The sequence below is a fragment of the Paenibacillus sp. KS1 genome, from assembly GCF_001680695.1.
Classification (GTDB): domain Bacteria; phylum Bacillota; class Bacilli; order Paenibacillales; family Paenibacillaceae; genus Paenibacillus_B; species Paenibacillus_B suaedae.
In genome coordinates this window covers 1-11,777 of the sequence record NZ_MAIS01000123.1, presented here as the reverse complement: position 1 = coordinate 11,777, position 11,777 = coordinate 1, and the positions used below count along the sequence as shown (strand labels likewise).

At 45.5% G+C, this 11,777-nt stretch carries 11 protein-coding genes; all 11 read left to right on the top strand.

The features are described 5' to 3' along the window. Positions 1–185: hypothetical protein (locus tag BBG47_RS30430; protein ID WP_217492527.1), on the top strand; the 185-nt coding region annotated here is incomplete at its 5' end. Between the two features lie 54 nt (positions 186–239). After that, complete coding sequence (locus BBG47_RS25650) at positions 240–650, top strand: BlaI/MecI/CopY family transcriptional regulator (RefSeq protein WP_065294103.1); 411 nt, start codon at positions 240–242, stop codon at positions 648–650. Positions 651–941: 291 nt separating this feature from the next. Beyond that, positions 942–1,589, top strand: coding sequence for a hypothetical protein (locus BBG47_RS25645; protein ID WP_065294102.1), 648 nt, complete (start codon positions 942–944; stop codon positions 1,587–1,589). Positions 1,590–1,660: 71 nt separating this feature from the next. After that, positions 1,661–2,629: a DUF4179 domain-containing protein gene (locus BBG47_RS25640; protein ID WP_139070768.1), complete on the top strand. Its 969-nt coding sequence runs from the start codon at positions 1,661–1,663 to the stop codon at positions 2,627–2,629. Positions 2,630–2,898: 269 nt separating this feature from the next. Continuing rightward, a complete protein-coding gene (aroF, locus tag BBG47_RS25635) occupies positions 2,899–3,960 on the top strand; it encodes a 3-deoxy-7-phosphoheptulonate synthase (RefSeq protein ID WP_065294100.1) in 1,062 nt (353 codons plus the stop codon). Positions 3,961–4,116: 156 nt separating this feature from the next. Continuing rightward, positions 4,117–5,178: an oxidoreductase gene (locus tag BBG47_RS25630; protein WP_065294099.1), complete on the top strand. Its 1,062-nt coding sequence runs from the start codon at positions 4,117–4,119 to the stop codon at positions 5,176–5,178. Positions 5,179–5,220: 42 nt separating this feature from the next. After that, positions 5,221–5,958, top strand: coding sequence for a GntR family transcriptional regulator (locus BBG47_RS25625; RefSeq protein WP_065294098.1), 738 nt, complete (start codon positions 5,221–5,223; stop codon positions 5,956–5,958). A gap of 567 nt (positions 5,959–6,525) precedes the next feature. Next, complete coding sequence (gene glnA, locus BBG47_RS25620; RefSeq protein ID WP_065294097.1) at positions 6,526–7,950, top strand: type I glutamate--ammonia ligase; 1,425 nt, start codon at positions 6,526–6,528, stop codon at positions 7,948–7,950. Positions 7,951–8,162: 212 nt separating this feature from the next. Further along, the gene (locus BBG47_RS25615; RefSeq protein WP_065294096.1) at positions 8,163–9,458 is read left to right on the top strand and encodes a sugar ABC transporter substrate-binding protein; all 1,296 of its coding nucleotides are present in this window, start codon (positions 8,163–8,165) and stop codon (positions 9,456–9,458) included. Between the two features lie 72 nt (positions 9,459–9,530). Further along, positions 9,531–10,847, top strand: coding sequence for a sugar ABC transporter permease (locus BBG47_RS29350; protein WP_065294095.1), 1,317 nt, complete (start codon positions 9,531–9,533; stop codon positions 10,845–10,847). Next, positions 10,848–11,681 (top strand): sugar ABC transporter permease, encoded by an 834-nt coding sequence (locus tag BBG47_RS29345; protein ID WP_065294094.1) that lies wholly within the window; start codon positions 10,848–10,850, stop codon positions 11,679–11,681. Positions 11,682–11,777: the final 96 nt, after the last annotated feature.

Below are 11,777 nucleotides of genomic sequence, written 5' to 3'. Positions count from 1 at the left end.
AGGGTGAAAGACAAAGAAATTACTATTCAATCGAACACTATGTCCAAAGAAGATCTAATCAAGCTCGCGAAAACGATGGTGAAGAAATAGCTTGTGTCCAAGCCCATGCTATCCGAATAGGATGCGTGGGCTTTTATAAGGTTAAAAACATAAAACAGGTTGACATTATAAAAGTACAATTATAGCATGGGTATAACTACATGTGTGGTCTTGAGCGATTAAGTTTGGAGGTTTCATGAATGAATAAAGTACCGCCTATTACGGATGCTGAACTGGAGGTTATGCGCGTATTGTGGGCGCATCCCGATTGTCCTTCCATTGAGGTAGTCAATCAAATGACAGATTTGATGGAGTGGAGCCCGAATACGACTCGGACGCTCCTGAGCCGATTGGTTCAGAAAGAAGCAGCCGGTGCAAAGCTGGAGAAGGGGTCGAAACGAAACTATTTGTACTTCCCGCTTATCAGCGAGCAGGAGTACCTGCGATCCGAAACCAAATCCTTCATGAAAAAGCTGTATGGCGGAGCTTTGAAGCCGATGCTGGCTAACTTTTTGCAGGATAAAAAGCTAAATGCGCAGGAAATCGAGGATTTAAAATCGTTATTTGACGAGAACCGTGATGACGGTGGATCAAAAAAGAGCGATGCGTAAATTCGAATTCATGCGCTACTACAACCCTTGGAGAAGACGGCGATACAGCCAGTCTTATTCTAAGGGATTTTTTTTATTTATTTGATAAAAAGTCGATTTGTGTCACAATTCTTGTTTTTAAGTTGTTCATATAGATGAAAGGAAAATTTCCATAATAGAGGTGCAAGGGAGAATTGGTTTATGAAAATGACGTCAAAACTAGCCATTGCAGCAATATGCGGGTTGCTTATGTTCAGCTATGTGAACAATGCCGCGTAGGCGGCGCCAGCCAAGAGTACAATTGACTATACCGTGAAAGGCCCTTCGGGAGAGCCGAAGGTCTTTGAAGATGAGTTGGCAAGACTGCACAAGCTGGTTGAGCAAAATCCATATGATGCTTATGCCGTATTTATCGACAATGAAAAGACGAAAAGCAAGGGGCAGGAAATTATCTTCACCGGACATGTCGCCCCTTCATTTGAAACCTATGAGAATTATTCGAAGAAGGCCACTGATTTGAAAGGAACCGTATTAGTAGAGCCTACGAATCTGCCAGAAGGGTATTCCTTTGCGAAAGCAGAAATACGGTGCCCATATAGTCCGCAATTTAAGAACGATTTGCGAGCAGAAGCCAAAAAGAAAGGTGCAGCGGTGTTGTCGAAGAAATATGAATGGACGGAAGCGGGGCAAATTGTACTGAAATATATGAACGGTGAGGATACGTTGCTGTTGGAATATATTGCACTTGGTTCCAAAGCGTCCCCTGCCCAGAAAGGGTATTATTATCAAACTGCTGAAGAGGCAAGACAAAAGTTGCAGCCAGAATATCGGGATAGCCCGCAGCAAAACACACTTCTATGGACGGAACAAGGCAAGCAATTTCGAATTATGACCAATGAAGGAAATGCATTGACTCAGGAAGACTTAATCAAACTTGCGGAAACGATGGTCAGAAAATAATGTCACAAATGAGGAGGTTGAAGTTGTTCTATATAATAGGTGATTCCAAGAATGAAGGAGGAAATGTGGAAATGAGTACATATAAACAATCATTATTGAAGAAGATGGTAGCGGTAACTTGTATGGCAGCTATATTGGGTACAGGAGCAGGAATGACTGTTGTTAATTTGCCTACGGCCAGTGCAGTGGCATCTGGATCGAGTGTGTTACAGGAGTGGGGAGACTCTGGGGCAAAGGCAGCCAGCAAAAAAGGCTTGACCACAGTGAAAAATGCGAAGGCAACAAAAGATGGAGTTACATTGATCGTGCCTGAGCTTATGTACGACGGTGCCCGCTTTGTCATGGTGTTGAAGGCCGAAGGCGGAGAGAATCCGCTATATGCTAGTAAGAGCTATCTGATAAACGGACAGCCGCTACAGGTGGACAAGCTATCGATGATGGCAAGTTCGGTTCCTGTGGAAAATGGAAAAGAGAATAATATGTGCATGGTTGAGTTTACAAATGCCATCGATCCGAAAACGGGAGAGCCTATTCTTCTGAATGAGTTCGAGCTGACAATTAATGCGAAGTTTGAGGCAGCAGAGGTGTCCCTAGTCATTCCAGTGAAAAATATCTCCAAACGGGATATTAACATACAGCCGAATGCAAAGAAAAATACGCAGAAATTCAGTTACGAAGTAATAAATCTGCGAATGACCGACGCGACGACAATGCTGCAGATTCACAGCAAGGGAGAAATTCCAAGCAGCAGCACGAAGCGGCCGAATGAGTATCATCAATCCAAAATGTATTACGAAATCGTAGACGATAAAGGCAAAGTATTAGAGCAATCCATGCTGGGCGTTTACGCGAAAAAGCCGGAAAAGGAATATAATGAAAAGATCATGTATGCTCCATCCACTTTGGGGACTAAATTTATTACCGTGAAACCATATACCCTTTTTGTCAATAAGAACGGGATGTCTCTAGAGGATAAAAAACGCAACATGATAAAGGACTACCACAAAGCGCTGGAAATGAAGATTCAGGTTACCTCGTAAGCTGTGTAACTAGTATAAATAGGGATGATAAGAAGTCGTGCGTTACGTTCGGCTTCTTTTCTTATTTTTCTGAAAATTATTGCAACAAAGGGTTGACGATCCGGTAGTTGTTCTGTATAGTTTCTTTAACAGTTAAAAGCATAAAAGCTTATACGCATTAAAGTACTAAAGTAAATGTAAAAGTAAAACTACAATAAGAAGTGTCATCGATCAACGCATTTCTGCTTTAAGGGGTTAACTGGCACTACGCATAGAAAGGGTGTACAATCATGATTGTTATTGTAAATAATGAGACATCTGAAGAACAGATCGCGAATATAGCCAGCATCATTGAAGGGCAAGGCAATCAAGTTCATATATCCCGTGGCACGGCTCATACGGTAATTGGGATAATTGGACATGCGGAGCCGAAGCTGGCAGAACATCTTAGACAAATGAAGGGCGTAGAGAACGTGGTTAAAATTACGAAATCATACAAACTGGCAAGTCGTGACTTTCATCCGGAAGATACGGTAATTGAAATACGCGGCGTGAAAATCGGCGGCGGCAATTTGGTAGTTATGGGAGGGCCGTGTGCGGTTGAATCACCTGCTCAAATCAATGAGATTGCACGGTTGGTGAAAGCAGCAGGCGGACAAGTTCTGCGCGGAGGAGCATTCAAGCCGCGTACGGGACCGTACAGCTTCCAAGGCATAGGCGTGGAAGGGCTAGAGATGATGAAGGAAGCGGGCGAGAAGCACGGACTTCTTACCATTACAGAAGTGATGACGCCTGAATATGTAGATATTTGTGCGGAGCATGCGGATATTTTGCAGGTAGGCACACGGAATATGCAGAACTTCGATCTGCTGCGCAAGCTTGGAGAGTGCGGCAAGCCAGTGCTCCTTAAGCGTGGCTTTAGCGCAACTTATGACGAGTGGCTTAATGCTGCGGAATATATATTGGCAGGTGGCAATCCAAATGTCATGCTGTGTGAGCGCGGTATTCGCACATTCGAGACGTATACACGGAATACGTTTGATTTGACTGCAATTCCGGTTATGAAGCAGCTTAGCCACTTGCCGGTCATTGCCGATCCAAGCCATGCGACAGGACGCCGCGAACTGGTAGAGACGATGTCAAAGGCATCTGTGGCTGCTGGTGCGGACGGTCTTATTATTGAAATGCATACCGATCCAGACAATTCGATGACAGGCGATGGGGTGCAGTCCCTCTTCCCGGATCAATTCGCTGGCCTGCTGCGCGAGTTGGAGCAGCTTGCTCCGTTATGCGGCAAGTCGTTCGATACGAAGAAGATGGAGCCAGCCTTTTTTGATACGTGGGAAAAATAAAGGCGACGTAAGGCGTGAAGCGAGAGGTAAGAGGTAGACCTACATCATTGGGTTTGCCTCTTTTTTATATCCTTTCAAATATAAAACTATATACTTTTAAATCAAAATATATATAATATGCTTAGAAGTGAATTTGAAAAAAGGAAGTTTTATCATATGACATTAACAATGGGCTTTATCGGGTTTGGAAAGTCAGCCAACCGTTATCACTTACCTTACGTGAATACGCGTAAGCATATAAAGGTAAAAACAATTTATGTCCGGCATGTTAACGAACAATTAGCGGCTCCATATCGCGAAAAGGGTATTGCCTTCATCACTGATTTGGACGAACTATTGAATGACAAAGAAATTCAATTGGTGACGATCTGTACGCCAGCACACACGCACTACGAATTGGCGAAACGAGTTATACTTGCAGGGAAATCAGTTATCGTTGAAAAACCATTCTGCGATACCGTTGAACACGCGAAAGAATTATTAGCTCTAGGCCACGAAAAAGGTGTAGTCGTGATGCCTTACCAAAACCGTCGCTTCGATGGTGATTTCTTAGCTGTGAAGCAGGTCGTTGAACAAGGCTTCCTTGGCGACATTGTGGAAGTTGAATCGCATATTGATTATTTCCGTCCTGGTTCAATCAGCCGCGAAGGTGCGAAAGAAGAAGGTTCATTCTATGGATTGGGTATTCACATGATGGATCGCATGGTTTCGCTATTCGGACGTCCAGATGTGGTGACCTACGATATTCGCAATAATGAAGTGGCAGGTGCGGTTGATAACTATTTCGATGTGGATCTTCATTACGGACACCAACTGAAAGTTAAACTGAAAACCAACCATGTCGTAGCAAAAAATTATCCGCGCTTTATCGTTCACGGAACAAATGGCTCATTCATCAAGTACGGTGAAGATCAGCAGGAAAATGATCTGAAAGCAGGCATTATGCCTGAGAGTGCAGGCTTTGGTGAAGATTCACCGATGTACTATGGCATTGCAAAATACCGGAACGCGAACGGTGATTGGATTGAAAAACAAATCAAAACTCCGCTTGGCGATTACGGACGTTTCTATGATGCAGCGTATGAAACCATCGTACATGGCGCAGCAAAGCTTGTGAAAGACGAAGAAGCGATAACAAGCATGGAAATCTTGGAGAACGGATTTGCAGCACCATCCCCTTCCGTTTATAAGCTTGAGGCATTGCAGTTGAATGAATAGAAGGTGTCTAAGCAGAACATCCAGCACATAGGAGGCGAGGAAATGGCAAGCGGGTCTACGCAAGTAAAATACCTCGCCATTTACCAAAAAATCAAACAGCAGATTTTAGACGGTGAGTATAAAGTCAATGAGAAAATCCCAAGCAGCCCGATCCTTGCTGAAGAATTCGGTGTGTCGGTTCTCACCATCAAAAAGGCGTTGGATCTGTTGGTTCGTGACGGCTACATCATCCGCCGACGGGGCAGTGGAACGGTGGTACAGGATTGGCATCAGCAGGAGAAGGCGCGAATGATTCAGACCTTAACCGGTACGAAAGCTGTATACGGCAGTGAGGTTGAAAGCAAGATCATCGAGTTTGTGATTGTCGGCGCAGATGAAACCATTGCCGGAAAATTGGGGATTGCAGCCGGCGATTTTGTCTATAAAATCATCCGCCTCCGCATCATTCACGGTATTCCAACGATTATGGAGCATACATGGATGCCGATTTCGGTCATACCAGGTGTTGAAGCTTCGGTTCTAGAGCAATCAATATACTCGCACATACAAAACAAGCTTGGTCTTGAAGTGGGGACATCGATTGTCCGGGTCAAAGGAATTCGCCCAGATGAAAGGGAAAAGCAGTTTATGGACGTGCAGGATCAGGATTTCCTGATGCGGGTCGAACAGGTAGCCTACCTGACTGACGGACGCACCTTTGAGTACTCTTACGCCGACCATCTGCCAGAAACCTTTGAATTTGAAACTGTCATTACCGTGAAGAATTATAAAGAATCATAGACGTAACAGGATGGAGCGATTTATTTGCCCATCCTGTTTTTATTTATCCTCAATTAAGCGTTAACCTCAGAATCACTTTTGTAGCCCGGTTTCCTTGGGAAATCTCGAATGCGTTCAGGAATGGAGATTGATCGATGAACCTCCAGGTGTAAAAGTTGATGCTGGTGTAAGCATGAAAAAATACGGATATAAAAGATGATTTCTTAGACGAGTAAGGAATTGAAGCAGCTGAAATTTTTAATGATAAAACTTATCTATATGTGTGATTGTGCAAATAAAATGAATGATAGGTTATGTACCGAAACGTAGTGTGTTGATAAAAATTAGTTCAAACGATCAGGTATTGATGAAGTTAGTCTAAAATATACCGGAATGATCATGAGTATTTAAGGTGTGTAGGGAATGAAATCAATTTTAATGTTAGATAACCTTACATACAATAAAAAAATACCTTACATGAGTATTGACGAAAGAGCATCCTGCTACATATAATGATTTCAACAAATAATACAAAGTGAACATTCGGATGAAAAGAATATGAAATGTTCGGATTGGGGAGGAATCGAGATGTCAGTCAATACCGTGTTGGAGTTAATGAAAGAGAAACAAATTGAGTATGTGGATTTTCGTTTTATCGATCTGTTAGGTCGTGCGCATCATATCAGCTTGCCTGCATCCGAAGTGGATGAGAGCACGTTCGAGAACGGCGTTGCGTTTGACGGTTCCTCGATTACTGGTTTCCGTGGAATTGAAGAATCCGATATGGTCATGATGCCAGATACGGAGAGCAGTTATGTCGATCCATTTACGGCACGTCCGACGCTCATTATTATGTGCAACATCTTCACGCCTGACGGCGAGCGTTATGAGCGTGATCCTCGCAGCATTGCACAGAAGGCGGAAGAGTATTTGGCAACCACAGGAGTAGGCACGGATGCTTACTTTGCGCCAGAATCTGAATTTTTCATCTTCGATGATGTTCGTTATGAGAATACAATGAACAGTTCTTCCTTCTTCGTCGATTCCGAAGAGGCTTCTTGGAACACGAACCGTAAGGAAGAGGGAGGGAACCTGGGCTTCAAGATTCATACAAAAGGCGGATATGTACCCGTAGCGCCGATCGATACACAACAAGACTTGCGCAGTGAGATGTGCAGCCTGCTGCAAGAAGCAGGACTTCGCATTGAACGTCACCACCATGAGGTTGCAACGGCAGGGCAAGGCGAGATCAACTTCCGCTTTGATTCACTGACGCGTACTGCAGATAACCTGATGAAGTATAAATATATTGTGCACAACACGGCACGCCGCTTCGGGAAAGTAGCGACCTTCATGCCGAAGCCGCTGTTTGGGGATAACGGAAGCGGGATGCACGTGCATCAATCGATCTTTAACGGCGATACACCGTTGTTCTATGAAAAGGGCGGCTATGCGAACTTGAGCGAGATGGCACTGCATTATATCGGCGGAATTTTGCACCACGCGCCAGCGCTTATCGCATTGACGAATCCGAGCACGAACTCCTTCAAGCGACTTGTGCCGGGATATGAAGCGCCTGTAAATCTTGTGTTCTCGAAAGGCAATCGTTCTGCGGCTGTACGTATTCCGGTAGCGGCGGTTACACCGAAGGGCTGTCGGATTGAATTCCGTACACCGGATTCTACGGCGAATCCATACCTGGCCTTTGCTGCGATGTTGATGGCAGGTCTCGACGGAATCAAGCGCAAGCTGGATCCTACAGTGCTTGGCTATGGGCCGTATGACCGCAATATTTACGAACTGTCGGATGCGGAGAAGCGTGAGATTCGCAGCGTTCCAGCGACGATGGAAGAATCACTTGATGCGCTTGAAGCTGACTATGAATTCTTGCTTGAAGGCGGCGTATTTACCAAAGCATTTATCGAAAATTATTTGCATATCAAACGCAAGGAAGCCAAATCCGTAGCGATCCGCATCCATCCGCAAGAATATAGCTTGTATTTTGATTGCTAATACCCACATTCATATCGTCATAGCCCTCGTGTCCCTAGCGGATACGGGGGTTTTTGTTTTTGGAACTTACTACGAACAACAGCTTATTTTCTTCATGTTGTCCCTGGCTCCACAATTTTTATTTGACGGCATCGGGCAATTAAAGTTATCATGTTACTGAAATTACTTAAACGTTTAAGTTAACAACAACCAATAGATGGGAGGGGAAGAAAGTGTCTAAACGCTTCTTCATTTCAATGTTGATGGTCTCATTGTGCATCATGATGCTGCTCTCGGCTTGCGGCGTACAGCATGCGACCTCAACATCATCGGAAGCTGGAGGGAAGAATGCATATCAGGGAGAAGGGCAAGCCGGATTGCAGCCGGAGAAGGGAGCCCATTTGCTTGTATGGGAATCGAAGGGGCCTGAACTGGATTTTTTGAAAGCGGTCGCAGAAGATTTCGAACAGGAATATGGGATTGGTGTAAAAGTAGTGGCGGTTCCGTCAATCGACGCTGTCACGAAGCTGACGACAGATGGACCGGCCGGAATCGGAGCCGACGTGTTTTCCGCGCCGCATGATCATTTGGGGAATGCAGTCATGGCAGGGCTCGTGCTGCAAAATGATGTATACGACGAACAAATGAAACATCAAATTATGGATTCCGCCCTAGAGGGTGTCAGCTATGATGGGGTGTTCTATGGTTTTCCAACCGCAATCGATACGTATGCGCTGTACTACAATAAAAAACTGCTGAGTAAAGCTCCTGCCACTTACCAAGAGCTCATTCGGTTCGCTGAAACGTATAACGATCCAAAAAACAAACAGTACGCCTTTATGTGGAATGTAGGTCAGTTATATCAATCTTACTCGTTTCTAGCAGGCTACGGGGGATACATCTTTGGCAATGGAGGGAAGGATGCTGGCGATATCGGCTTGAGCAATGCGGAATCGATTGCAGGAGCCGAGTTCTTTCAATCTTTGAAAAAAATACTGCCTGTCAACAGCAACGATATGAACGACAATATCATTACCGGATTTTTCATGGAAGGGAAAACAGCTGCTATCATAGGAGGGCCTTGGCTCATGACGGACGTGAAGAGCGCGGGCATCGATTTCGGAGTGGCGCCGCTTCCTCTGCTGCCTAATGGAGAACATCCACGAAGCATGTCCGGCATCCGGGCGCTGTATGTGAGTTCCTATACCGAATATCCGGTTGCTGCGAAGCTGTTCGCGAGCTATGCGACCTCTCGCAAAAATCTCGTCAAGCGATATGAAATGACAACACAACTGCCGCCGAGACAAGACATGATGGAGGAGCCGAGCATCAAGGGGAATGCGAACGCACTTGCCTTTCTGGAACAAACGAAGCATTCTGCTCCAATGCCGTCCATCCCAGAAATGGGCAACGTATGGGTGCCGGCGGGGGCTGCCCTTGCTGCAATATGGAATGACAATCAACAACCAGGCGAAGTTTTAAAGAAGGCAGTCGAGCAGATCAATACAGCGATTCAGACAAAAAAATAGCTCAATCACATTGTAATCAAAAGCTGACTTTTTGAACTACATCTAAAAAAATCGACGAAGGCGGTCTTCCGAATGGAACTGACAACAGGTGCCCGTCGGCATCGGACGAAAGCGGCTGTATTCTCCGCTGTGTGTATCGGATTAGGCCAGCTGTACAACAAGCAGTATATGAAGGGCTTGCTGTGGATGATCGCGGCACAGTTATTCTTTTGGATCTACTATCCGATTGCTTATCGAGGAATTAGAGGGCTGATAACGTTAGGCGACGCGCCTACGAAGGTGGTTGCCGGACAAGTGTTCGAAGGCGATCATTCTATTTTCATGATGATTGAAGGACTTATTACGTTGGTGCTCATTCTCTTGTTCGCCGGGTGCTATGTCCTGAATATTTATGACGCAAAGAGAAACGGAGCATTGCGGGATGAAGGACACCCTGCTCCGGGGTTCATCGAATCCATCAAGCAGACGAAGCTTCGGCATTTCCCATATCTGCTGCTGCTGCCTTCTATCTGCTTCGTGCTGTTCGTAACGGTAGTGCCGCTCATCTTCAATGTGCTGATTGCCTTCACGAACTATTCGGCTCCGAACCATATTCCCGACCGCAACCTAGTAGATTGGACGGGGCTAAGCTCGTTTTATGATTTATTTGCACAAGAAGCGTGGCGCAACACCTTCTTCGGCATTTCGGTGTGGAACATCATCTGGGCTGCGGCCTCTACGGTGTCCGTCTTTTTTAGTGGGCTTCTGCTAGCATTGATGGTGAACCATCCCAAAGTGAAATTCAAAAAGTTTTGGCGTACGATGTTCATTTTGCCGTGGGCGGTTCCGCAATTTATATCGATTCTGGTATTTAGGGTGCTGCTGAACGGTTCGTTCGGGCCTGTGAACGATATGATCACCAAGCTCGGATTAGAGCCAGTACCTTGGTTGTCTGATCCGACGATGGCCAAGTTTACGATTCTGCTTGTGAACCTGTGGTTCTCCACTCCGTTCCTGATGGCATTGATGTCAGGGGTATTAACGACAATGCCGCGGGATTTGTACGAAGCTGCCGCTGTGGATGGAGCAACGGGAACGCAGAGATTCGTCAAGCTGACGCTTCCGTTGGTGTTAGCGGCGACGGCACCGATTTTAATCATGCAATTTGCTTTTAACTTCAATAACTTCAATTTGATCTACATGCTAACGGACGGCAATCCGACCCAGCCTGATTATTATTACGCGGGCAGCACAGATATTTTAATCTCTTGGATATTCAAGATGACGTTGAATCAAAGCCAGTTCAATATGGCGTCTGCCGTCTCGATCATTATGTTCGTCTTTATCACGGTATTCTCCTTATGGAACTATCGGCGGATGAAGATAACTCAAGAAGAGGATATGGTCTAAATGTCTAAATTGCTGAACAACTTGGTCGTGGCGGGCATTTACGCGGTGTTTGCCGTGCTGCTCCTGACAACGGTATATCCGTTGATTTGGGTTATCGGAACTTCGCTTAACCCGGGCAATTCCTTAATGGTAAGCCGAATGTTTCCTGATCAGCCGACGCTCGCTCATTATACAGAACTGATTCGAAATACGGATTTCGTGCTATGGTTTTCGAACACAGTCACGATCGCTCTTGCGAATGCGGCATTGTCAACGACATTGGTGGCAGCGACGGCCTATGCATTTTCCCGTTTTCGATTCAAAGGGAGAAAGCAAGGGTTAATGACATTGCTCATTCTTCAAATGTTTCCGGGTTTTCTGTCCATCATGGCAATCTTCGTGCTGCTGATGCAGACGAAGCTGCTCGATACGCATTTGGGTCTCATTCTCATCTATGCGGGCGGTTCTATTTCGATGGGAACTTGGGTCATGAAGGGCCATTTCGACACGATTCCGAAAAGCTTGGAGGAAGCGGCCTATATTGATGGCGCGGGCCACCTTGAGACGATGTTCAAAATCATATTGCCATTGTCTTTGCCGGCAATTACGTTTGTTGCATTGAACAGCTTCATTACGCCATTCATGGATTTTATCCTGCCGCAAATCGTGCTCAGATCATCTGAGAAGATGACGCTAGCCCAAGGCTTGTACAACATGGTGGCGAACGAGACGAATTCAAGCTTTACGACCTTCGCTGCTGGCGCCGTTCTTGTAGCGCTGCCGATTACGTTCCTGTACATGTATTTCCAGAAGTATCTCATTCATGGGATGACGGCAGGTGCAGACAAAGGCTGACGACAGGGTACATCCTGAGCAATCTTCGTGATCAAAAGCGACCATAAATTAGTGTCTGAAAGTCGGTTTTCAGCACCGAGAAGGTTGCAAGAACTC

Coding starts and splice junctions, on each gene's coding strand:
- BBG47_RS25650 (WP_065294103.1), top strand. CDS start 240: ATGAATAAAGTACCGCCTATTACGGATGCTGAACTGGAGGTTATGCGC.
- BBG47_RS25640 (WP_139070768.1), top strand. CDS start 1,661: ATGAGTACATATAAACAATCATTATTGAAGAAGATGGTAGCGGTAACT.
- aroF (WP_065294100.1), top strand. CDS start 2,899: ATGATTGTTATTGTAAATAATGAGACATCTGAAGAACAGATCGCGAAT.
- BBG47_RS25630 (WP_065294099.1), top strand. CDS start 4,117: ATGACATTAACAATGGGCTTTATCGGGTTTGGAAAGTCAGCCAACCGT.
- BBG47_RS25625 (WP_065294098.1), top strand. CDS start 5,221: ATGGCAAGCGGGTCTACGCAAGTAAAATACCTCGCCATTTACCAAAAA.
- glnA (WP_065294097.1), top strand. CDS start 6,526: ATGTCAGTCAATACCGTGTTGGAGTTAATGAAAGAGAAACAAATTGAG.
- BBG47_RS29350 (WP_065294095.1), top strand. CDS start 9,531: ATGGAACTGACAACAGGTGCCCGTCGGCATCGGACGAAAGCGGCTGTA.
- BBG47_RS29345 (WP_065294094.1), top strand. CDS start 10,848: ATGTCTAAATTGCTGAACAACTTGGTCGTGGCGGGCATTTACGCGGTG.